Annotated in this window: 19 protein-coding genes and 1 tRNA gene; 7 read left to right on the forward strand and 13 right to left on the reverse strand. The window is 64.3% G+C overall.

The genetic code is table 11. The annotated features are described in order from the left end of the window. Complete coding sequence (locus UB31_RS07450) at positions 1–5,205, reverse strand: alpha-2-macroglobulin family protein (RefSeq protein ID WP_045010394.1); 5,205 nt, start codon at positions 5,203–5,205, stop codon at positions 1–3. 407 nt (positions 5,206–5,612) lie between these two features. On the opposite strand from UB31_RS07450, the gene UB31_RS07455 reads away from it, so the two are divergent. After that, a tRNA-Arg gene (locus tag UB31_RS07455) sits at positions 5,613–5,689 on the forward strand. Between the two features lie 349 nt (positions 5,690–6,038). Here the strand turns inward: UB31_RS07455 and UB31_RS07460 are convergent. After that, the gene (locus UB31_RS07460) at positions 6,039–6,257 is read right to left on the reverse strand and encodes a hypothetical protein (protein WP_045007246.1); all 219 of its coding nucleotides are present in this window, start codon (positions 6,255–6,257) and stop codon (positions 6,039–6,041) included. A gap of 512 nt (positions 6,258–6,769) precedes the next feature. Here UB31_RS07460 and UB31_RS41250 point away from each other — a divergent pair. Then, positions 6,770–6,952: a hypothetical protein gene (locus UB31_RS41250; RefSeq protein WP_156163309.1), complete on the forward strand. Its 183-nt coding sequence runs from the start codon at positions 6,770–6,772 to the stop codon at positions 6,950–6,952. A gap of 333 nt (positions 6,953–7,285) precedes the next feature. On the opposite strand, the gene UB31_RS07470 is transcribed toward UB31_RS41250, so the two are convergent. From UB31_RS07470 to UB31_RS07480, 3 genes are all read right to left on the reverse strand, one after another. Next, entirely contained in the window at positions 7,286–8,056 is a 771-nt protein-coding gene (locus UB31_RS07470) for a hypothetical protein (protein ID WP_045010395.1), read from the reverse strand. Between the two features lie 170 nt (positions 8,057–8,226). Continuing rightward, on the reverse strand, positions 8,227–8,466 hold the full coding sequence (locus tag UB31_RS07475; protein WP_045007243.1) for a hypothetical protein: 240 nt from the start codon (positions 8,464–8,466) through the stop codon (positions 8,227–8,229). A 61-nt stretch (positions 8,467–8,527) separates the two neighbouring features. Next, positions 8,528–8,764, reverse strand: coding sequence for a hypothetical protein (locus UB31_RS07480; RefSeq protein ID WP_045010396.1), 237 nt, complete (start codon positions 8,762–8,764; stop codon positions 8,528–8,530). A gap of 264 nt (positions 8,765–9,028) precedes the next feature. Between UB31_RS07480 and UB31_RS07485 the strand changes: the two genes are divergently transcribed. Further along, positions 9,029–9,376: a DUF6481 family protein gene (locus UB31_RS07485; RefSeq protein ID WP_045010397.1), complete on the forward strand. Its 348-nt coding sequence runs from the start codon at positions 9,029–9,031 to the stop codon at positions 9,374–9,376. Between the two features lie 175 nt (positions 9,377–9,551). Here the strand turns inward: UB31_RS07485 and UB31_RS07490 are convergent, their stop codons facing one another. Continuing rightward, positions 9,552–9,794: a pentapeptide MXKDX repeat protein gene (locus UB31_RS07490; RefSeq protein WP_045007240.1), complete on the reverse strand. Its 243-nt coding sequence runs from the start codon at positions 9,792–9,794 to the stop codon at positions 9,552–9,554. Between the two features lie 331 nt (positions 9,795–10,125). Between UB31_RS07490 and UB31_RS07495 the strand changes: the two genes are divergently transcribed. From UB31_RS07495 to UB31_RS07505, 3 genes are read left to right on the forward strand one after another with little or no spacing between them, the layout of a single operon-like run. Continuing rightward, the gene (locus UB31_RS07495) at positions 10,126–11,148 is read left to right on the forward strand and encodes a TRAP transporter substrate-binding protein (protein WP_045010398.1); all 1,023 of its coding nucleotides are present in this window, start codon (positions 10,126–10,128) and stop codon (positions 11,146–11,148) included. Beyond that, positions 11,145–11,699 (forward strand): TRAP transporter small permease, encoded by a 555-nt coding sequence (locus UB31_RS07500; protein ID WP_045007238.1) that lies wholly within the window; start codon positions 11,145–11,147, stop codon positions 11,697–11,699. Before UB31_RS07495 ends, UB31_RS07500 begins: the two co-directional genes overlap by 4 nt. Next, positions 11,696–13,054, forward strand: a complete 1,359-nt coding sequence (locus tag UB31_RS07505) for a TRAP transporter large permease (RefSeq protein WP_045007237.1) — start codon at positions 11,696–11,698, stop codon at positions 13,052–13,054. The genes UB31_RS07500 and UB31_RS07505 overlap by 4 nt, the downstream gene beginning before the upstream one ends. A 114-nt stretch (positions 13,055–13,168) precedes the next feature. Here UB31_RS07505 and UB31_RS07510 read toward each other — a convergent pair whose 3' ends face one another. The 4 genes from UB31_RS07510 to UB31_RS07525 form a co-directional block, all read right to left on the reverse strand. Next, a complete protein-coding gene (locus UB31_RS07510; protein WP_045010399.1) occupies positions 13,169–14,080 on the reverse strand; it encodes a hydroxymethylglutaryl-CoA lyase in 912 nt (303 codons plus the stop codon). A gap of 1 nt (position 14,081) precedes the next feature. Next, a complete protein-coding gene (locus UB31_RS07515; RefSeq protein ID WP_045010400.1) occupies positions 14,082–16,076 on the reverse strand; it encodes an acetyl/propionyl/methylcrotonyl-CoA carboxylase subunit alpha in 1,995 nt (664 codons plus the stop codon). A gap of 4 nt (positions 16,077–16,080) precedes the next feature. Then, entirely contained in the window at positions 16,081–17,685 is a 1,605-nt protein-coding gene (locus UB31_RS07520; protein WP_045010401.1) for a carboxyl transferase domain-containing protein, read from the reverse strand. Between the two features lie 74 nt (positions 17,686–17,759). Next, positions 17,760–18,887 carry an isovaleryl-CoA dehydrogenase gene (locus UB31_RS07525; protein WP_156175234.1) on the reverse strand — a complete coding sequence of 376 codons (1,128 nt, stop codon included), beginning with the start codon at positions 18,885–18,887 and terminating at the stop codon, positions 17,760–17,762. A gap of 148 nt (positions 18,888–19,035) precedes the next feature. Here UB31_RS07525 and UB31_RS07530 point away from each other — a divergent pair, with 148 nt between their 5' ends. Beyond that, the gene (locus UB31_RS07530; protein WP_045010403.1) at positions 19,036–20,073 is read left to right on the forward strand and encodes an AraC family transcriptional regulator; all 1,038 of its coding nucleotides are present in this window, start codon (positions 19,036–19,038) and stop codon (positions 20,071–20,073) included. Positions 20,074–20,148: 75 nt separating this feature from the next. Here UB31_RS07530 and UB31_RS07535 read toward each other — a convergent pair whose 3' ends face one another. The 3 genes from UB31_RS07535 to UB31_RS07545 form a co-directional block, all read right to left on the reverse strand. Further along, positions 20,149–20,445 carry a DUF3551 domain-containing protein gene (locus UB31_RS07535; RefSeq protein ID WP_045010404.1) on the reverse strand — a complete coding sequence of 99 codons (297 nt, stop codon included), beginning with the start codon at positions 20,443–20,445 and terminating at the stop codon, positions 20,149–20,151. A 248-nt stretch (positions 20,446–20,693) separates the two neighbouring features. Further along, positions 20,694–21,185, reverse strand: a complete 492-nt coding sequence (locus UB31_RS07540) for an Lrp/AsnC family transcriptional regulator (RefSeq protein WP_045010405.1) — start codon at positions 21,183–21,185, stop codon at positions 20,694–20,696. Positions 21,186–21,275: 90 nt separating this feature from the next. After that, positions 21,276–21,581: an ETC complex I subunit gene (locus UB31_RS07545; protein ID WP_045007229.1), complete on the reverse strand. Its 306-nt coding sequence runs from the start codon at positions 21,579–21,581 to the stop codon at positions 21,276–21,278. Between the last annotated feature and the right edge of the window lie 140 nt (positions 21,582–21,721).

Here is a 21,721-nt window from a genome sequence, read left to right on the forward strand (position 1 = left end):
TCACTTCGCCGCCCGCACCTCGACATTGCCCGTGCCGGTGCGTCCATAACGCGAGGGGTTGTACATGTCCTCGACATAGGCTTGCGGCAGCACGTATTTGCCGGGCGACACCACACGCACGATATAGGCGACCGTGAACACCGCCTTGGAATCCGAGGCCCGGTCGACGGCCGCTGTGAAGCGGTCGTCGCGGAATTCGGTATCCTCCGGCTCCTGGCCGTCCTCGATCCAGTCCAGCGTGCCGCTGTCGCCCGACGACACCAGCTTCGGGTTGTCGATCTCGAGGCCGGCCGGCAGATAGTCGGACACCATGATGTGGCCGTACTCAGGCTTGGCCTCGGTGATCTTCAGCACCACCGCAAAGCGGTCGTTCTGCTTGACCTTGCTGATGTCGGCGGGCTTGCCGTCGAGCGTGAAGTAATTGCGCTCGATCTTGAAGCCGTTGGACGCTGCCGGTTCCGGCGTGACCGGCGAGCCCGACACCGAGATCACCGCCTGCACCGGCGCATCGCCGGTGTTGGTGATCTTCAGCGGCTTGCCCTCCAGCGTCGCGGCCTTGTAGCTGCGATATAGTGCGGTCTTGACCGACTGCCCGTCGACCTCGATCGAGAGGTTTTCCTTGGCCAGCGCCCGCGCCGCCAACACCAGCCACGCATTTTCCTGCGTGGATGTATACGGTGTCAGCCCGCGCGCGGTCTCGACCCGCAACACCGCCTGCGTCAGCGTCGCCTTGGGCGCATTGCCCTCGCTGGCAAGCGATACCAACGCCGCAGCATCGCGAAGCTGCGAGCCGTAATCGGTGCGGCCGAACTCCAGCACCGGCTTCGGCGCAAGGCTGTCGAGGGCGGCACCATAGACGCGTTCCGCACGATTGCGGTCACCAACCAAGGCCAACGCTGCCGCAAGCTGTGATTTCGCAATCGGCGTTGCCAGATTGCTCAGCTTGGTGTCGGCGAGATAACGGAGATCGCCGATCGGCGCTGCACCATTGCGGGCGAGCACGTAGAGGCCGTAGGCGAGATCGCGCCCGCCGTCCTTCTCCGGCTCGTTGCCGTTGACGACGGAGTTGCGGACGCGATCGAGCGCGTTCTTGAACAGCACGTCCGGCACCACAAAGCCCTTTTCGCGGGCGCGGGTCAGGAAGTCCGTGACATAGGCGTCGAGCCAGGCATCGTCGCCGCCGGCCGACCACAGGCCGAATGAGCCATTGGACCCCTGACGAGCCAAAAGCCGTTCGATCGCATCGCGGATGCGCTGGTCGACCTCAGTGTCCATCGCCAGATGTGCCCCGGCCGCGAGATCGTTGACATAGAGCAGCGGCATGGCGCGGCTGGTGATCTGTTCCGAGCAGCCATAGGGATAGCGGTCGAGCGCTTTCAGAATCGTCGCCGCATCGAGCGCGGTCGACAGGCTCGCCGACACCGAGACGCTGCCGGTGCCCGGCACGAGATCGGAGAACATATCCGAGGTCAGCGTCAGGCTCTCGCCCTTTGCCAGCGTCCGGATCGAGCGCCGTGCCAGCACTTGCGTCGCCGCCTTGACGTCGAATGCATAGTGCCGCGCGAGCGCAAGCCCGTTCGGCCCCTTGATGTCGACATCGAGCGTGGCCTGCCCCGCCGCTGTCGCGTCGAGCGCCAGCGAGAACGAATTGCGCTGCTTGGCTGCGAGCTTGACCGTGGTTGCGGGATTGCCGGTCATCTTCACTGGGCCGCCCGTCTTGACGTTGATGATGTAGTCGCCGGCCTGTCCCTCGACATTGTCGATCTCGAGATTGGCTGTGCCGTGATCGCCATTAAGCAGGAAACGCGGCAGGGTCGTGGTCAGCACCACGGGATCGCGGATCACGACATCGGTGTTGGCGCGGCCGAGCTTTGTCGCGGTCCACGCCACCGCCATGACGCGTGCGGTGCCGGCGAACTCGGGAATGTCGAAGCTCACTTCCGCAGTGCCGTCTGCGCCAACGGTCACGATGCCGGAATACAGCGCCAACGGCTTCTGCGCGGGCGGCGAGCCCTGAAGCTCGGCAGCACCGGCATCGCCACCGGATTTGATCTGACCGCGGGTGCCCGACATGCCGTCGATCAGTTGCCCATAGAGATCGCGGATCTCCGCGCTGAGGCGGCGCTGGCCGAGATAGTAATCGTCCGGCGCCGGCGGCTTGTAATTGGTGAGGTTGAGAATGCCGACATCGACCGCGGCGATGACCACCTTCGCATCCTCACCCGGATTGAGCCCGTCGAGCTTGACCGGGATTTTCAGCGTCGCATTGGGCCGGATCAGCGCCGGCGGCGTCAGCTTCACTTGCAGCGTACGGGTCTGCTTGTCGATCCCGAACCACTTTAATCCGATCGCCCGGCCCGGCATGCGCTGCGCGGCGGCATCGAGCGGACGGCGCAGCGTCGCCACGACATAGGCGCCGGTGCCCCAATCCTTGCCGACCGGGAGCTTCACCTGCGCGGTGCCTTCCTTGACGTCGATGGTCTGCGTCGTCAGCAGGCGGTCGCCGAGCACGTTGATGGTGAGCTTGCCGGGCGTGCGGACATTGACCGACACCGTCATGGTGTCGCCGGAGGCGTATTGCGGCTTATCGATCGAGGTCTCCAGCAGGTCCGGCGTGTCGGCGCTGCCGTCGGAATACCAGCCGACATCGAACTGCACTGAGGTCACCGGGCCGTCCGCATCGTTCGACTTGACGTCGAGCCGGTAACGGCCGGGCTGGGGGTTAAGCGAAACGCGCGATGGCTTGTCGGTCGCTATCGTGACGTCGCCGTCAGAAACGCGCGAGGTCGACTTGACCGGCTCGTACTCCCAGTAATTGTTCTGGCGATACCACTGGTAGCGCGACTCCATTTTCAGGAGCTCGTAGCGCAAGCCATCGCGGGGCAACGTCTTGCCCTCGGGCGAGACGAAGACAATGTCGAACTCGGCCTTGTCGCCCTCGGCAACGTTCTTGTCGCCGAACAGCGGCTTGATGCCGATCATGGCGGCGGCGGGCGCAACCGGCAGCACGAGCTTGCGCTCGACGGCGCGACCACCGGTCTCGACCATGCGGACAAAAATCTGCGCCTCCTGCGGACGCGTCGAGGCTGGCTGCTTGTCCATCGTCACCGGGAAGGTCGCAACGCCGTTGGCGTCGGCTTCCGGCAAGTTCTCCAGCGGCGTGCGTTCGTTCGAGGTGGTCTGTTCGTCATCGACGCCGAACTGGTAGCCGGCAAAGCCCGGGCGTTCGCTCGCGGGCGCGATCAGCATATCGCCCTCGAGCTGGAGGCCCGAGGCCGGCGCGCCATAGAGGAAATGGCCGTCGGCCTTAAGCTCCACAGGAGCGTTAGCTTTGATCAGCTTGTCCTTGGCAGACAAGTCGAATTCGATCCGATCGGGAACGTAGTCCTCGACCATGAAGGTGGTCTCGCCGACCGAGGAGCCCTTCGGATCGGTGAAGGCGCGCACGCGCCAGGTGCCGGTCGGAACGGCGGAGTTGAGCGGCACGGAGAGCGTACGCCCGCCAGCACCCTGGTCGGGCAGCACGGCGCGGCGGAATTCAACGCCGTCGGGGCGCTCGATCACCAGCGTCAGCGGGCCACCTATCACGGCATTGCCCTGCCCGTCGCGCAACAGCGCGGTGAGATAGACCGTCTCGCTGGAGCGGTAGACGCCGCGCTCGGCATAGACGAAGGCATCGGCGCCTGATGGCACCACGCGGCCCGCGACACCGCGATCGGACAGGTCAAAGGCGGAGGTTTTCAGGCTGAGAAAGGCGTAGTCGGCCTTCTCGCCCGTGACCGTCAGCATCGCCGGCGACAGCCCGCCCTCGCCGCGTGCAAGCCCCGCCTCGAACAGGACATGGCCGGAGTCGTCGGTCTTGCGGGTCGCCAAAATCTCGTTGTTGCGCGCGACCAGCCGTACCTCGGCCTTCCCGACCGGATCGGTCGAAGCCAGCGAGTTCACGAAGACATGGATGCCGTCATTGCCGGAATAGGCTGTTACCCCGAGATCGGAGACGATGAACCATTGCGTGGCGAGCTGGGAGTCGTCGTCCGAGCCCGGGCCCTTGGCCGCAGCCGTCATCACATAGACGCCTGCTTGCAGCTCGCCGAGCGCCTGGTCGACCGGGAATGCGGTGGTGACGTCCTGGTTCAGCGTCATCGCGGTCGCAAGCTCGCCGGACCAGACCTTGACACCACGCTCATCGCCGAGATCCGAGAGCTGATACTTGGACAGCGTCTTCTGGAAATCGCTGTCGACCACCGTGTTGATCAGATTGCGATCGCCGATCCGGAATACGTTGACGTTGACCGCGGGCGTGTTGACGCTGACCACGGGAATGCCGCGCTGGCCGGTTTTCGGCAGCACATAAGCGCGGCTGGTGAAGCGCACGAAGGGCTTGCGGTCGCGCACATAGATGTTGAACTCGGCCGATTTCGGCAGGCCTTCCTTCACCGTCGACGGCAGGCCGGCGCGCAGATTGATGTTGTAGCGCTCGCCATGCTTCAGCCCGTCGACGCAGAGCTGCTTGCCTTCGGCCGACAGCGCCGGCTTGTCCTGGCCCGCGAGCGCCAGGAACGGAGCGAAATCAGTGCGCTTCGCAAGCTCTTCGGAGAACTGGAAGCAGGCGCGCGGGCTCGCCGAATCCGAGTCCACGGTGTAGTCGAGCAGCCGAAAACCGTGCTCGTCGCGCATCTTCTCGTATTGGCCGCGGACGTCAGCGACCTCGCGCATGTCGAGCGACAGCCGCAATGCATCCAGCGCCGGCCGCCACAGTTTTCGTTCGGAGAGCGACTTGCCGAGCACCGCGAGCGCGTCCGCCTCCTCGCCCGGATTGCCGGCGCGCTGATAAGCGACGTAGGCGGCGGTCGAGGCCCGCTCCAGCAGGAAGGTCTGCTCGCTCGAGCTCTTCGGCGTGATCTGGAAGATGACTTTTGCGAGCCGCAGCCAGTTGCCGGCGTCCTCCGGCGCGGTCGCCGCGATCTGGCCGAGCACCGACAGGCCGGTGCGGAAATCGTTGCGCCTGAAGGCGGCGTCGGCATCGGTGCGCAGCGTCGCGCCGGACTTGGCGACCGGCCCCGCTTCGCTCTTGATCTGGGCCTCCAGCTTGATTGCGGAATCGGCGAGATCGTCACGCTTGAACGCCTTGTCGGCGGCCTGTGCTGAAACCAGCCCAAAGCAAAGCGTTGCGCAGATTGTGACGGCGCGAACCAGACCGATCATGACGGAAACTCCAGGAAGCGCGGACGAACGCCGCGGCAGGCAATGAAATGCTCGGAAAGGTGACCGACTCAAGGCGATGGAACCAGGATAGCAAAACGTCGCATGCGCCATGGCAAGCCAAGCCCAGAGGAGACCGATCAAGATACCGCCGCACCCACCGTCCTAACGGCGCAGCAATACCAGGCCAGTCGACCGGCGGCCGTGTCCCGGAAGCTAGCCAGCGTTCCCGGCGATGTGAACCATCGTCCAGTCCGCGGCCGCTCAACCCGGCACCCTGACACTCCGCCGTTCCGCTTTGTCGCAGCTTTGAGGAAAACGGTTCGGTTCAGGCTTGGCGAAACACCAGATATTTCCTATTGGCATGGTAGATGAACAGCCCGCCCCCCAAACCGAGGCTGGCGCCAGACGGTCCCGTAGCTCAACTGGATAGAGCATCAGATTTCTACTCTGAGGGTTGCAGGTTCGATTCCTGCCGGGATCGCCAAGCCCTCAACGCTTTGCAAATCTGTCGCACTTCAAGAACGCGTGCACAGGCCTGTCCAGACGACCAGAGAACCCTACCTATCCGGCATGCAAGATAGGTGTCGAAGGGTTTTGTGATGCCGTCATCCGAATGGACAGGAATTGCCGTTGCGGCCGGAGCCGCCGTCATCGCAATGTCTTTTTTGGCGATGGACGCGGTCGTGGACCTGAGCGCAGGCGGGATCGCAAAACGCCTCGAGGTGGCGCAAACGTCCATTATGGATGTGGCGGCAAGCCAGTATCAACTTGCTTTCGCCGTTCGGTCGCTGGCGGGTGGCAGCGACCAGAAGCCTCGTTCGGCCGCGGATCGATCATGCATTCATGGTTACGAGCACAGGCCGCAACCGGTAGGCCTCGATCGCGGCGTTTGACAGCAGTAGCCTGCGCCGTTCGCCACGCAGCATCATGCGGTCGATCCTGTTCAGGATGAAGCGGGCTGAATCCTGATGCTCGCCGGAGAGCAGCCCGGACTGGTCGAGATATCTCCAGGCAATCTCGAAAGACTGTGCGCGCAACTCGGGATCGGTCATAGCCAGCTAACGCAGGTCCAGATCGGATGTTCCTACCTGCGAGCCTGCCGCCGTTGAAGGCTGCCCCTGGATCACACAACGCGTCCGCTTCTTGGCATTGGTGGAGACGCGATCAGTCCGTCCGCTCGTCATCGCGCCGATCGCGGGCGAGTTGAAACCAGGCCAGGGCGATTTCGATGAGTCTTTGCCGGTCGGCGCCCTCTGACGCTGCGGCGCGCTTCATCGCCGCCTCGGCTTCATGCTGCGCATCGTACTTGGTACACATGAGGCCGACTCTAACCGGGCGATCTGGACAAGTACGTGGCAAATTTGTCCGTATGAATGCGGAGTACGAGGCGTGTTTTCGACGCTTTCGGCACGCTAAAATTGTGGCCCATAGGGAATTGCACTGGCGGTTTCAAACGGCTCAAGCCGCGCGCACGAAGCGGTGATCTGTGAATTGCATCACAGCCGCGGCCCGGCGCGTCCGCTAAACAGCAGCACAGCGCTCCACAGAAAGCGACACAGGATCGATGGCTGTTCCCCTCATGACCCAGGAAGCTGAAGCCGCAGCACAGGCTGACGCGGCGGCATCATCGCGCAAAGCCGACCTGCACGGCCTCGCCTTTCTCGCAACCATCGCCATCGTGATGACGGTCTGGATCGGCGCTCTGGTCTGGGCCGTGATGGCGTTCCTGAACTGGCTTGTTTCCTAGAGCGCGACAACACCGCGCCACGCTCTCTCGTTCGCGCGTCAGAACAGGTAGTGCACGATCTGCACTGCCTTGATCCCCCCGCAAACGATCATGGCCCATAGCGCCAAGCTGATCTGAACTGCATCCAACATGTTTCTGTCCCCTTCGACTCACGTCTCCATTTTTTTCTTTGATCAATCGCGTGATGCGGAAGGAAGCGCCAGTCGAAATTTAAGGCAGTTGTTGTGCGCCGCCGCAAGGATTCATCCGCAAAAACACGGCGCTTGTGACATCCAGAAACAAATGAGGCGGGCATCGCGCCCGCCTCATTCAATTCGGATTTCGCTTCACGGCTCAGTAGCAGGCGCGCGGATCGGCCTGCACATACTGGCCGCTCGGATAGCGGTAGTAGCAAACGCCCTCGGCCAGATAGTAGCCGGGACGTGAGGCTGCGGTAGCGCCGGCGATCGCGCCGGTGGCGCCGCCGATCACGGCGCCCGCTGCTGCACCCGAGGCTCTGCCGGAAATCAGCCCGCCGAGCACACCGCCAACGATGGCGCCGCCCAGCGCACTCGCGCCAGGATCGACCGGTGGAGGCGGCGGCGGTGCCGGTTCATAGGCGACCGGCGGTGGTGCGTAGGCCATCGGCACGTCGTCAGCATAATCTTCGGAGATATAGGCGGGCGGGCCGTCCATCCGCTGCGGATAATAATACCAGACGCCGCCGACGTCCCACCACCAGCCGGGACGGCCGTTGTGGACCTCATGGCGCCAGCGCCCGCCATCCCAGGCGAGGTTGCCGCGATAGGCGTGTCCGCCCCAGTCGCGCGCCGGCACAGGGCCGCGCGCATAGCGTCCAGGGGGCGGGCCACCAGGACCGTGCGGACCAGCACCGGGACCGGGACCGGCGTGAACAGGGCCGCCGGGCTGAGGCCCTGGCCGGGCCGCCTGCTGCGGCGGGGGACCCTTGCGCATGTTCTGCTGATTGTTCTGGGGCGGCGCACCGGCGCCCGGCCCCTGGCCGTCTCTTTTCGGACCTGCGTCCTGCGCTTGCGCCGAAAGCGCGAGCAATGACATGGCCGAAACCAAGGGAATGATGATCTTCATGCGGCTGGACGCACTCATGCGTGCTTGACCCCTATTCTCTCGATTGCCGTGGTCCACGCGCGATAGACGATTCGGATCGCGCCTGGCTGATGCCGGCTGACAAAACTGACCTGCTTGATCAGCCAAGTCCCGTTACAAATGTTTAAGATCGCGGCAATTTTTCGTCCGGATGTGTCCCGGGAATGCTGCTAGCGGGCCGGCTCGATCACGTTGCAGTTGCTGCGCCCCGACATCAGGCAATCCTGCAGCTTGCTGGCGGCGGTAAGGTCCCGGGCGAGCCACAGGCCGACGCCCAGAATCACGGCGGCAATGATCAACCCCGCGATGGCGCCGCGGCGGCTGTCGCCGGATTGGGGCTTTGGCGCTGATTTGGGCTTTTCGGCTGGTTCAGGCTTGGCTGATTCAGGCTTGGCTGGTTCGTTGGACATGACGACCTTGTCGCTTGGAGCGGCGGCTTTATCACCTCCGCGACGTCGCGTCACATCCCCCTCAGCCCCTGGTGGGCCTGACCGCCTCCTTGCCCGAGGTTTCGACCGCCGGGATCGCCTGCTGGACCCGCGGCGCGCAAGTCGTCAGCACGAACGCGGTCCGGCTGCACTCCCAGCCGGTCCCCAGAACGGCATTCTCGATCGGTTGCGGACGGGCGAGCAGCAACGCTGCGCCGGCCACTGCCGCCACCGCAAAGATGATTGCGAGCGCCTTCAGGCTCAGCCGGAAGAAAGACATGCCCGTGCTCCGTCTCGTATCGGGGCGAACGCTAGGCGCCGCCTCCGTGGCCCCTTATGAGGGACATCACAATTCGGCAGTTTTTCCGGGCTACGAAGGGATCGGCTGGTACAGCGAATTTTCGTCTACCTGATCGGCTGCGAATATGGGTGGCGTTGCGGCGCGCGCGGATGTACACGCATCTGCGTCGCGTGGTGCCTGCTATGCCCAGCCGACGTACCAACAGGCAATGATGTAAGATTGAAAGCGAGGAAGGCAAGGCCCGTGAGTGGATTTAGGGAACCCGGGTTTTCAGACCGGCAAAAGGCGGCGCAGGAAGCGCGCAAGAATCTTTTAAACAAATTCAAATCGCAGCCCGGGCCCGATGATCCCGCGGTTGTGGCGAAGCGTGCCGAGCGCGAGGCCCTCGCGGTCAAGCGCGCCGAGGCAAAGGCTTTGCGCGAGGTGGAAAAGGCCGAGCAGAAGCGTCGCGACGAAGAAGCCGCGGCCCTCGAAGCCGCGCGGATCGCTCGTGAAGCGGAAGAATCGGCCGCAAAGGCGGCTGAAGCCGAGGCTGAGCAAAAGGCCAAGCGTGACGCCCGCTACGCCGCCCGCAAGGCCAAGCGCAAGTAACGTTCACAAGTAACGTTCAATTGAAATTGAACTGAGGCACGCCTCCGTTCACGCGTCACGACGGGACGGTCTTGCCGGGCCCGCGCGAAAGCGTGGCCCGATGACAGACAACCAAACCGAAATCGCGAAACGCCGGGCTCGCCTCGTCGAGGCGTCCCGGCATCACGGCGCGAGATCAGTTCTTCTTCATCATCCCATCGTCCTTCTTCATCCCGTCCTTCGACATCGTGTCCTTCTTCATGCCGTCGTCCTTGGACATGGTGTCTTTCTTCATGCCGTCTTTGGACATCGTGTCCTTCTTCATCATGCCATCGTCCTTGCCCATCTTGTCCTGAGCAAAGGCGGCCGGCGAAAGCGCGAGGCCAAGCGAGAGAGCGGCAGCCGAGACGCCGAGCACGATGCGGGTGCGAATGGTCATGATTCATTGTCCTTCGAATGAGGTTTGCTAGCGACGGACGCCGCTATTCAATCTCGACGGATGGACGGCCGGCTTTGTTACGTCGTCACTGACAAATTTGTGGTGTCCGCCGTCCGCGTGTTCGCCGCAATCTCGTGCGCAGTGGCACCGCCGGTTTCTCAAACCGGCAGTGACCGCAAGTGTGCAGCGCAGCAAGGCCAACACTTGCCGCGGCATTCGGTCTCGAACTATCAGATGAGAGAATATCGGGTGGAAGACCGGCTAGGATGGGCCCCGAGGCCGGCCTCAAAACCCGATCGTGCCAACAAGAACAGTCCAAGGGGATCAAGTCATGCTTAGCCGCCGCAACCTGCTCGCGACCGCCGTCGCAGCACCCGCCATTCTCCGTTTCGGCATCGGCACCGCACACGCCGCGACCACGCTGAAGATCTCGCACCAATTCCCGGGCGGCACCATCGACAAGGGCGATTTCCGCGACCGGCTCTGTCGCATGTTCGCAGCCGAAGTCGCCAAGCGCAGCAATGGCGATATCGCGGCTGAAATCTATCCGAACTCCTCGCTGATCAAGACCAATGCGCAGTTCTCCGCGATGCGAAAGGGCGCGCTCGACATCTCGCTCTATCCAATGCCCTACGCCGGCGGCGAATTGCCGGAGACCAATATCGGCCTGATGCCCGGCCTGGTCACCACCTACGACCAGGGCATGCGCTGGAAGAAAGAGCCGGTCGGCAAGGCGCTGACCGACTTCCTCGCCGACAAGGGCATCATCCTGCTCTCCTGGGTGTGGCAGGCCGGCGGCGTCGCCAGCCGCTCCAAGGCGATCGTATCGCCGGAAGATGCCAAGGGCATGAAGGTGCGCGGCGGCTCGCGCGAAATGGACATGGTGCTCCAGACCGCGGGCGCCTCGGTGCTGTCGGTGCCCTCGAACGAAATCTACGCGGCGATGCAGACCGGCGCCTGCGATGCCGGCATCACCTCCTCCACCAGCCTGATCTCGTTCCGCCTCGAAGAGGTCGCGAAGTCGCTGACCTCGGGCGCTGGTGCTTCGTATTGGTTCATGCTCGAGCCGCTGATGATGTCGAAGGCGATCTTCGACAAGCTGCCGAAGAACCAGCAGGACATCCTGCTCGCTGTCGGCGAGGAGCTCGAGACCTTCGGCCGGCAGGGCGCGCAGGACGATGATGTCGAGGTCGCCAAGGTCTATGAGAAGGCCGGTGCCAAGGTCAGCGCACTCGATGCCGCGACCGTCGGCAAGTGGCGCGATATCGCCCGCGACACCGCGTGGAAGGATTACGGCGCCAAGACCGCGACCGCGGCGAATTTGCTCAAGCTCGCCTCCGACGTCTCAGCATGATCCACGGTCCGCTTCCGGATCGTGACGACCAGGCGACCGCTGCCGCAAGCACAGGCCTTGCGGCGGCGCTCGATCGCGGCCTCGCCGTCCTCAACCGCATCATCGTCGTGTTCGCATCACTCGCGCTGGTCGCTGCCTGCGCCATCCTGAGCTACAGCGTGCTCAGCCGCGCGCTGTTCCACGCCGCCAATTACTGGCAGGACGAGGCCGCCGTGTTCCTGCTGGTCGGCGCCACCTTCATGTCCGCGGCCTATGTGCAGCAGAACCGCGGTCATATCGGCATCGAGGCCTTCGTCGGCCTGCTCTCGCCGCTGGCAAACAAGGCCCGGCTCTGGTTCGTCGACGTGGTGACGCTTCTGTTCTGTGCGTTCTTCACCTGGAAATCCTGGACGCTGGCGCATGAAGCTTACGTCGACGGCCAGGTCTCGAACTCGATGTGGTCACCGCCGCTCGCCATCCCCTATTCGCTGATGGCGTTCGGCATGAGCCTGCTCTGCGTGCAGGTTCTCGTGCAGCTTGCGCTGCCCTTCGCTGGAGCCAGGCGGCCATGAGCGTTTTCGGTATCGGCCTCGCCTACGGCTTCGCGACACTGGTTGCCATGTTCTCGGGCATGCCCATTGCCTTTGCCCTTGGCGCCGTCGCTGTCGTGTTCATGGGCATCTACATGCCCGCCGCTTCGCTGGATACGGTGACGCAGAACGTCTACGAGGAGATGGCCTCGATCACGCTGCTGTCGATCCCGCTCTTCATCCTGAAAGGCGCGGCGATCGGCAAGTCGCGCGCCGGCCAGGATCTCTACTCGGCGCTGCACGCCTGGCTGCACCGCGTGCCCGGCGGCTTGGGCGTTGCGAACGTCTTCGCCTGCGCGCTGTTTGCAGCGATGGCGGGCTCGTCGCCCGCGACCTGCTCGGCAATCGGCTCGGCCGGCATCCCCGAGATGCGCAAGCGCGGCTATTCCGGCGGTTTTGCCGCGGGGATCATCGCCGCCGGCGGCACGCTCGGCATCCTGTTGCCGCCCTCGATCACCATGATCCTGTTCGCGGTTGCCGCCGAAAAATCACTCGGACGGCTGTTCCTCGCCGGCATCGGGCCCGGCCTGCTGCTGGTCTCGCTGTTCGGCGCCTATGCGGTGATCCACTTCCGCAAGGAATATGCCGCTGCTGAAGCGATCTACAAGAAGGGCGGCCCCGAGGCCGCCATCCTGGCCCGTGACGAGTACACACTCGCCGAGCGCTTCAGCGTCCTGCCGCGCGTGCTGCCCTTCGTCCTGCTGCTGACCGGCGTGATGGCCGCGCTCTATGGCGGCTATGCCACTCCGTCGGAGACCGCCGGCCTCGGCGGCCTGCTGGCGCTGGCGCTGATCGCGGCGATCTACGGTGTCTGGCGGCCGAGCGACCTTGCGCCCATCATGAAGTCGACGATCCGGGAATCGACCATGCTGATGATGATCATCGGCATGTCGCTGCTCTATTCCTACGTGATGAGCTATCTGCACATCTCGCAATCGGCCGCCGAATCCGTCGTCGCGATGCACCTGCCGCGCTGGGGCCTGCTGTTCGCGATCCTCGTGATGGTGGTCGTGCTCGGCTTCTTCTTGCCGCCGGTCTCGATTATTCTCATGACCGCACCGATCATCCTGCCCCCCTTACGGGCGGCCAATTTCGACATCATCTGGTTCGGCGTGGTCATGACCATCGTGATGGAGATGGGGCTGATCCATCCGCCTGTGGGGTTGAATATCTTCGTCATCCGCAACGTCGCGCCGGATATTCCGCTGAGCGAGGTGATCTGGGGCACTCTGCCCTTCGTGCTCTTGATGATGGGCGCGGTGCTGCTGCTCTGCCTCGTGCCGGGAATATCGACCGCACTGCCGGACCTGGTGATGGGGCCGGACGGAAGCAGGTAGAGGCAATCACAACTGCCGTAGGGTGGGCAAAGCGAAGCGTGCCCACCATTTGGAATTGCGATCGTTGAGAGATGGTGGGCACGGCGCTACGCGCCTCTGCCCACCCTACGGGAGTTACGACGCCGCCCGCCTCTTCTTCGCGTTCAGCGCCGATGCAACGCGGCTCACAGGCGGCTTGCCCAGCACACCGCTCATCGCATTCGTCGCCGTCAGCAGCTTCTCCATGTCCACGCCGGTCCTGATCCCCATACCCTCCAGCATGTAGACGACATCCTCGGTCGCGACATTGCCAGTCGCACCGGGAGCGTACGGACAGCCGCCGAGGCCGCCGGCGGCGGCGTCGATGACGCGGACGCCCTCCTCCAGGCCGACGTAGAGATTGGCGAGCGCCTGGCCGTAGGTGTCGTGGAAGTGCATCGCGAGCTTGGCCGCCGGGATATTGGCGCTCACCGCGCGCAGCATCTCCTTGGCCTTGGTCGGCGTGCCGACGCCGATGGTGTCGCCGAGCGAAATCTCGTAGCAGCCGAGATCCCACAACGTCGTGGCGAGATCGGCGACCGCCCTGGGCTTGATCTCGCCGTCGAAGGGACAGCCCAGCACGCAGGAGATATAGCCGCGCACTCTGACGCAATCCGCCTTGGCGCGCGCCAGCACCGGCTTGAAGCGCTCGATGGACTCCACGACCGTGCAATTGATGTTGGCCCGCGAAAAGCCCTCAGAGGCCGCGGCGAACACGGAGACGACCTGCGCACCCGCCGAGCGCGCGGCGTCATAGCCCTTCTCGTTCGGCACCAGCACGTGGAATTCGGCGCCCTTCACGTGGGCAACGCCGCGCAGCACGGCATCCGAGCTTGCCATCTGCGGGATCGCCTTGGGCGAGACGAACGCCCCGACCTCGACGGTGTGCAAGCCGGCTGCCACCAGCGCCTCGACGAAAGCAATCCGCGCCTCGACGCTGACGGGCGTCTTCTCGTTCTGGAGGCCGTCGCGCGGCCCCATTTCGATGATGCGTACGGGATCGCTCATGTCACTCACCGGAAGCTTCGACCACGGCGAGCTCGACGCCCTCCTGGACGATGTCGCCGACCTTGCACTTGATGGACTTCAGCACGCCGGCATAGGGCGCGCGCAGCGTCTGCTCCATCTTCATCACCTCCAGCGTCAGGATCGGCGCGCCCTTCTCGAGGCTGGCACCCTCCTCCGCGAGCACGGCGACGACCGTGCCCGGCAGCGGTGCCGCGATCTTGTCCGCGCCGGCCTGCTCCTCGGTCTCGCCGCCGAACGGATCGACCCAGTGCAGATCGAACCGCCCGTTGCGCGTGCGCAAATACAGCTCGTGGCCGTCGATGACAGCGGCGACCTGTGACTTCACGCCGTCAAGCGTCAGGTCGAAGCCACCGTCCTTTGGCACGACGGCAAACGCCAGCTCGCGCTCGCCGATCACCAGCGTCGACGGGCCACTGCCGTAATTCAACGTGATCTTATGTTCCGGCCCATGCCCGACACGGAAAGAAAACCCTCGCTGGCGGCGGCCCACCGGCATCCAGCCAAAGGTGTGCCACGGCGAGTTCTGCGCGGTCTTGCGCTCGTCGTTGACGATCGCGGCCACCGCCGCACAGAGCTCGAGTTCACCGGGCGCCGGTGCCGCTGAAGTCAGGACCGCCAGCTCACGCTCGATAAACCCAGTGTCGATCGCATTCGCCCGCACTTTTGGATGCGTGATCAGCGCCGACAGAAACGGGATGTTGGTGACGATGCCGCGGACGTCGGAATCTTCCAGCCCGCGGTTGAGCCGCTCGATCGCGACATCCCGCGTCGGTGCCCATGCGATCATCTTGGCCAGCATCGCATCGTAGTAAGGCGACACCGCATCGCCCTCGCGATAGCCGGCGTCGATACGCAAACCTCCGGTCTCCGCCGGCAGCCGCCATGTCGAGATCTTGCCGACCGACGGCATAAAGTTCTTGGTCGGGTTTTCGGCGTAGACGCGCGCCTCAATGGCGTGGCCGTTGAGCCGGATCTCGTCCTGCTTCAGCGGCAATGCCTCGCCGAAGGCGACGCGCAGCTGCCACTCGACGAGATCGACGCCGGTGATCAGCTCGGTCACGGGGTGCTCGACCTGGAGGCGGGTGTTCATCTCGATGAAGAACACATCCTTGCCGTCGGAGACGAACTCGATGGTGCCGGCGCCGACATAGTTGACGGCTCCGGCCGCTTTTCGCGCGGCGGCGCAGACGGTCTCGCGCTGCGCGGGATTGAGCGTCGGCGACGGCGCTTCTTCGATCACCTTCTGGTGCCGGCGTTGCAACGTGCATTCGCGCTCGAACAGCGACAACAGATTGCCATGGCTGTCGCCGATCACCTGCACCTCGATGTGCCGGGGATTGTCGACATATTTTTCGATCAGCATGCGATCGTCGCCGAACGCGGCCTTGGCCTCGCGCTTGGCGCTGACGATCGCCGGCCCAAGCTCGGCCGCCGAGCGCACGATGCGCATGCCGCGTCCGCCGCCGCCGGCGGACGCCTTGACCAGCACAGGGAAGCCGACCTTCTCAGCCGCCTTCGCAAGCGTCGCCTCGTCCTGGGCCTCGCCGTGATAGCCGGGCACCAGCGGCACGCCGGCTTTCTCCATCAGCGCTTTCGAGCCGGATTTTGATCCCATCGCCGTCATCATCGCGGCGGTCGGGCCGACAAACACCAGGCCGGCATCGAAGCAGGCCTGCGCGAACTCGGCATTTTCCGACAGGAAGCCGTAACCGGGATGCACGGCCTCCGCGCCGGTCTTGCGCGCAGCCTCGATCAGCCGCTCGACATTGAGATAGCTGTCGCGCGCACGCGCCGGCCCGAGCAGCACGGCTTCGTCGGCGAGCGCGACATGCATGGCATCGCGGTCGGCCTCGGAATACACCGCGACAGTGCGCAGCCCCATGGCCCGCGCAGTGCGGATGACGCGACAAGCGATCTCCCCGCGGTTGGCGATCAGGAGCGTGCGAAAACGCCGGTAGAGCTTTGAACGGTCCATCGCATCACATCCTGAACAGGCCGAATTTCGTAGGCTCGATCGGCGCATTCGACGCCGCCGAGAGGCCAAGCCCGAGCACGAGTCTTGTGTCGGCTGGATCGATCACACCGTCGTCCCAGAGACGCGCGGTCGCGTAATACGGGTGCCCCTGGCTCTCATATTGCGCGCGAATGGGGTTGCGGAATTTGTCTTCCTCTTCTTTCGACCAGCTATCGCCCTTGGCCTCGATATTGTCGCGGCGGACCTGGCTCAGCACCATCGAGGCCTGCTCGCCGCCCATCACCGAGATGCGCGCGTTCGGCCACATCCAGAGGAAGCGCGGGCTATAGGCACGGCCGCACATGCCGTAATTGCCGGCGCCGTAGGAGCCGCCGATCACGACGGTGAATTTCGGCACCGAGGCAGTCGCAACCGCCGTGACCAGCTTGGCGCCGTCGCGCGCGATGCCGCCGGCCTCGTATTTCTTGCCGACCATGAAGCCCGTGATGTTCTGGAGGAACACCAGCGGGATGCCGCGCTGGCAGCACAGCTCGATGAAATGCGCGCCCTTCAGCGAACTCTCGCTGAACAGAATGCCGTTGTTGGCGATGATGCCGACCGGATAGCCCCAGACATGGGCGAAGCCGCAGATCAGCGTCGTGCCGTAAAGCTTCTTGAACTCGTCAAACTCCGAGCCATCGACGACGCGGGCGATGATGTCGCGGACGTCGAACGGCTTGCGGCCATCGACGGGCACCACGCCGTAGATCTCTTCTGCTGCAAACAGCGGGTCGCGCGGCGGATGCATGTTCAGGTTCGGCCGCGTCGACGGCTTGAGCGTACCGACGATCCGCCGCGCGATACCGATCGCATGCGCGTCGTTCTGGGCATAATGATCGGTCACGCCCGACTGCCGCGAATGCACGTCGGCGCCGCCGAGCTCTTCCGCGGTCACCACCTCGCCGGTCGCGGCCTTCACCAGCGGCGGACCGCCGAGGAAGATGGTGCCTTGATTCCGCACGATGATGCTCTCGTCCGACATCGCCGGCACATAGGCGCCGCCGGCCGTGCAGGAGCCCATCACGATCGCGATCTGCGGGATGCCCTGTGACGACATCTGTGCCTGGTTGTAGAAGATGCGGCCAAAATGCCGCTCGTCCGGAAAGATTTCGTCCTGGAGCGGCAGGAAGGCGCCGCCGGAATCGACCATGTAGACGCAGGGAAGATTGTTCTGCCGCGCGATGTCCTGCGCGCGCAGATGCTTCTTCACGGTCATCGGATAATAGGTGCCGCCCTTGATGGTGGCATCGTTGGCGACGATCACACATTCGCGGCCCGAGATACGCCCCACGCCGGTGACGACGCTCGCCGAATGCACGTCACCGCCATAGAGGCCGTGGGCCGCCAGCGGCGACAGCTCCAGGAACGACGTCCCGGGATCGACCAGGAGATCGACGCGCTCGCGCGCCAGCATCTTGCCGCGCGACGTGTGGCGGTTGCGCGAGGCTTCGCCTCCGCCGCCGGCGACCTGGCTGAGCTTGTCACGCAAATCGGCGACGAGCCCGCGCATGGCTTCCGAATTGCGCGCGAAATCTGATGACGATGGATCGATGCTGGAATGGAGCGGCATGGGGTCCCGCGTTTCTGGTGATGTGGTGAGAGACCGCGAACAGGTTTCGCGGCAATTGCAATTGCGTGGAGGGTTTAAGCCGTTTCCGCCATCAGCTCGCGACCGATCAGCATGCGGCGAACCTCCGAGGTGCCGGCGCCGATCTCGTAGAGCTTTGCGTCGCGCCAGAGACGTCCGACCGGAAACTCGCTGGTGTAGCCGACGCCGCCGAGCGCCTGGATCGCTTCGCCCGCCATCCACGTCGCCTTCTCGGCGGAATAGAGGATCGCGGCGGCCGCATCCTTGCGCAAGCTGCGCGCGTGGTTGGCGCGGTCGCAGGCCTTGCCCACGGCATAGACATAGGCGCGCGTCGCCTGCCAGGTCGAATACATGTCGGCGAGCTTGCCCTGCATCAGCTGGAAATCGCCGATCGGCTGCCCGAACTGCTTGCGCTCGTGCATGTAGGGCACCACCGCGTCCATGCAGGCGGCCATGATGCCGAGCGGACCGCCGGAGAGGACGGCGCGCTCATAGTCGAGGCCGGACATCAGCACCTTGACACCCTCGCCGACGCCGGCGAGCACGTTTTCTTCCGGCACTTCGCAGTCGTCGAAGAACAAGGGATAGGTGTTGGAGCCGCGCATGCCGAGCTTGTCGAGATGCTGGCCGTGGGTGAAACCCTTAAAATCCTTCTCGATGAGGAACGCGGTCATGCCACGCGGGCCGGCCTCCGGATCAGTCTTGGCATAGACCACGAGCACGTCGGCATCGCCGCCATTGGTGATCCACATCTTGGAGCCGTTGAGCACGTAGCGGTCGCCGCGCTTGTCGGCACGCAGCTTCATCGAGACCACGTCGGAGCCGGCGCCGGGCTCGGACATCGCGAGCGCGCCGACAAATTCGCCGGAGATCAGTTTGGGCAAATAGCGCTGCCGCTGCGCGTCGTTGCCGTTGCGGCGGATCTGGTTGACGCAGAGGTTGGAATGGGCGCCGTAGGACAGCCCCACCGCGGCCGAGCCGCGCGAAATCTCCTCCATGGCAACGACGTGGGCGAGATAGCCCATGTTGGAGCCGCCATATTGCTCCGGCGCGGTCATGCCGAGCAGGCCGAGATCGCCAAAACGCTTCCAGAGGTCGGCCGGGAACAGATTGGCCTTCTCGACCTCGGCAGCGCGCGGGGCGACCTCCGCCTCGACGAAGGCGCGCACGGTGTCGCGCAGCATGCCGATGTCGTCGCCCAGATCGAAATCGATGCTCGGGATGTTCAAGGCGATTCCTCCGAATTCTTATTCTCGCCCGAACCTACCTTCGCCCGGGCGCCGTGGCGGTCGAAAAGGTTGCATTTTCCGCCAAGTTTGGCGAGGATTTTCCATGCCCTTTCGAGCCGCGACCGCGACACCCCGCCGCGCCATGACCCCCGCCGCCTTCGTGCGCGGTGTGGTCGCCGCCTACGCCCGCTACGGGCAGGATCCGGCCGAGGCGCTGGCCAAGGGACAGGTGCTCCCAGACCTCGTCAAATCGATGGAGGGGCGCGTGACGGCCGCCCAGTTCGAAGCGCTGGCCGGCCATGCCATGCGCGAGCTCGACGACGAGGCGCTCGGCTGGTTCTCGCGCCGGCTGCCTTTCGGCACCTATGGCATGTTGTGCCGCGCCTCGATCACCGCGCCCAATCTGGAGGTCGCGCTGAAGCGCTGGTGCCGGCATCACCGCCTGCTCACCGAGGACGTGCTGTTCGAGCTTTCGGCCAGCGAGGACACCGCGACCGTTTCCATTCGCGAGCAGCGCGACCTCGGCGCCCTCCGTGAGTTCTGCTTGGTCACCCTGCTCCGCTACGTGCTCGGCTTTTCCTGCTGGGCGGTCGATTCAGCCATCGCCCTCCGCGCCGCAGAATTCCCCTATCCCGAACCCGAACACGTGTCGGTCTACCCGACCATCTTCTGCAAAACCGTCCGCTTCCGCGCGGACCATGCCAGCATCACGTTCGACAAGCATTATCTCTCGCTGCCACTCACCCGCAGCCCCGCCGATCTCGACACCATGCTCAAGGGCGCGTTGCGCCTCACCGTGCTGCCCTATCGGCCCTATCGCCGCGACCGACTCCTGGTCGAGCGAGTCCGTCGCGTGCTGCGCGAAGCGCGCGGACGCATTCTCGGCGCGGAGGATATCGCAAGCGAGCTCGCGCTCTCCACCCGCACCATGCACCGCCGCCTGCGCGAGGAAGCAACCTCGCTACGCAATCTCAAGGAAGAAGCAAAACTCGAGCTCGCCAAGCAGGCACTGATGCGCGGCCGCACCCCGATCAAGCGGATCGCCGAGATCGCGGGCTTCCGCAACGAAAAGAGCTTTTCCCGGGCTTTTCGCAGCTGGACCGGCGCCTCGCCGCGCGAATTTCGCAGCAGGTATCGCTGAGCCCTACAAACGCTTACGGCCTCCGCGATCAAACGCGGAGGCCGCAATGCTTCAAAACCAATCTCGACGCTGAACTTAGTTCGAGTTGGTCTGCGCCCCCGAACGAAGCTTGGGCTGCTTCGTCTGCTTCGGCTGGAACGCGAGCGCGTCGTTGGTGGTCTTCGCGCCGCCGGCCTGCGAGCAAGAGCCGCCCATACCGGCAGACGCCGCCCGACAGGCTTCCATGGTCGGATAGCCGCAACCGTGAGCGGCCTGGGCGCCGTTGGTGATGCAGAAATCGTCAGCCTTCGCGGCCGGCGCACTCAACACAAGAAACGCGGATGCAAACAGCGTCGCAGCGGAGGCGACAAACGTCTTCGAAATCGGGGTCATATGTCTTTTCCTGCTTCAGGGTCCCACAAAAGAGGCCTCGGCATGCGACGCAAGCTGAGGGTTCACACCTCGGATGTAGGCTGCGCACCGGAACCGACAATCACGGTTCAGCGCATTGCAGTACTGCCTAAATCACATGTCACAGTTAGGTTAGTTACTAAGCTTTTGTGACATTATCCGAATCGGATTGGCCATGCGCGCGACCTCCACCACTTCGGATTTTTGTGAAAAGAGCTGCGTCAGCAGCCCTACCCCGCCGATGCCGTCGCGATCTCCTGGACCGGCAGCGGCACATCCTTGGCCACGCCCAGCACCGGGAAACTGCGGACGTTCTTCACGTTCGGCATCGCCGCGAAGTGCAGCAGCTGCTGGCGCATGCTCTCGACGCTCGGTGCCACGCATTTGAGGAGATAGTCGGTATCGCCCGAAATCCGCCAGCACTGCTGGATGCGCGGGATCGCGGCGATCGAGCTTTCGAACGCCTCGAGCACCGGCTGGGCCTGGCTGCCGAGCTGGATCGAGACGAACGACACCACCTCATAGCCGAGCAGCCGCTCGTCGATGACGGCGCGCACCGCCCGGATCACGCCGCGGCTGAACAGCGATTTCAGCCGCCGCAGGCAGTTGGGCGCGGAGACGCCGACGCGCAGCGCCAGCTCGTTGTTGCGGACGCGCCCGTCCTGCTGGAGCTCGGACAATATCCGCAAGTCGACGCCGTCGAGCTGATGACGCCCAGCCATACCCCCACCTCGTCATGATCCCGTCATGCCTCAGATGAGCGAAGCACGCGGCGGAATCGCTGCCAAGAGCTCTCAGGCGCCGGGATGGGCTCAGTGCGTCCAGGGCTCGCCGCGCCGGAACGAGAAATTGTCGGCATAGGCGACCTGCCGGTGCAGCGACTCCTTCGGCTCGATCACCTGGTAGGCGATGCCCTTGCGCTCGCAATAGGCGACCGCCTCGTCCTTGGTGTGGAAGTGCAGCGTGATCTGCTGCTTCATGTCACCGGACGAGGTCCACCCCATCAGCGGCTCGACCGCGCGCGGCTGCTCCGGCTCGTAGTCGAGCTGCCATTCCTTGGTCTTGGACCGGCCCGATTGCATCGCGTTCTTGGCGGGCTTGAAAATGCGTGCGGTCATTGGCTGTCCGGCCTCTTCGTCTTTTCGTTCGATTTTGATGCGTCACGGTAGCAGTTGGTGGAAACCGTGGGCATAGTATAGAGACGCCTTTCGGGACCAAATCGGTGATTCCGGCCCCCCGGTCATCTCACCGACGGGTA

The sequence above is a fragment of the Bradyrhizobium sp. LTSP849 genome (assembly GCF_000938255.1).
Classification (GTDB): Bacteria; Pseudomonadota; Alphaproteobacteria; order Rhizobiales; family Xanthobacteraceae; genus Bradyrhizobium.

Coding starts and splice junctions, on each gene's coding strand:
- UB31_RS07450 (WP_045010394.1), bottom strand. CDS start 5,205: ATGATCGGTCTGGTTCGCGCCGTCACAATCTGCGCAACGCTTTGCTTT.
- UB31_RS07460 (WP_045007246.1), bottom strand. CDS start 6,257: ATGACCGATCCCGAGTTGCGCGCACAGTCTTTCGAGATTGCCTGGAGA.
- UB31_RS41250 (WP_156163309.1), top strand. CDS start 6,770: ATGGCTGTTCCCCTCATGACCCAGGAAGCTGAAGCCGCAGCACAGGCT.
- UB31_RS07470 (WP_045010395.1), bottom strand. CDS start 8,056: ATGAGTGCGTCCAGCCGCATGAAGATCATCATTCCCTTGGTTTCGGCC.
- UB31_RS07475 (WP_045007243.1), bottom strand. CDS start 8,466: ATGTCCAACGAACCAGCCAAGCCTGAATCAGCCAAGCCTGAACCAGCC.
- UB31_RS07480 (WP_045010396.1), bottom strand. CDS start 8,764: ATGTCTTTCTTCCGGCTGAGCCTGAAGGCGCTCGCAATCATCTTTGCG.
- UB31_RS07490 (WP_045007240.1), bottom strand. CDS start 9,794: ATGACCATTCGCACCCGCATCGTGCTCGGCGTCTCGGCTGCCGCTCTC.
- UB31_RS07495 (WP_045010398.1), top strand. CDS start 10,126: ATGCTTAGCCGCCGCAACCTGCTCGCGACCGCCGTCGCAGCACCCGCC.
- UB31_RS07500 (WP_045007238.1), top strand. CDS start 11,145: ATGATCCACGGTCCGCTTCCGGATCGTGACGACCAGGCGACCGCTGCC.
- UB31_RS07505 (WP_045007237.1), top strand. CDS start 11,696: ATGAGCGTTTTCGGTATCGGCCTCGCCTACGGCTTCGCGACACTGGTT.
- UB31_RS07510 (WP_045010399.1), bottom strand. CDS start 14,080: ATGAGCGATCCCGTACGCATCATCGAAATGGGGCCGCGCGACGGCCTC.
- UB31_RS07515 (WP_045010400.1), bottom strand. CDS start 16,076: ATGGACCGTTCAAAGCTCTACCGGCGTTTTCGCACGCTCCTGATCGCC.
- UB31_RS07520 (WP_045010401.1), bottom strand. CDS start 17,685: ATGCCGCTCCATTCCAGCATCGATCCATCGTCATCAGATTTCGCGCGC.
- UB31_RS07525 (WP_156175234.1), bottom strand. CDS start 18,887: ATGCTGCGCGACACCGTGCGCGCCTTCGTCGAGGCGGAGGTCGCCCCG.
- UB31_RS07530 (WP_045010403.1), top strand. CDS start 19,036: ATGCCCTTTCGAGCCGCGACCGCGACACCCCGCCGCGCCATGACCCCC.
- UB31_RS07535 (WP_045010404.1), bottom strand. CDS start 20,445: ATGACCCCGATTTCGAAGACGTTTGTCGCCTCCGCTGCGACGCTGTTT.
- UB31_RS07540 (WP_045010405.1), bottom strand. CDS start 21,185: ATGGCTGGGCGTCATCAGCTCGACGGCGTCGACTTGCGGATATTGTCC.
- UB31_RS07545 (WP_045007229.1), bottom strand. CDS start 21,581: ATGACCGCACGCATTTTCAAGCCCGCCAAGAACGCGATGCAATCGGGC.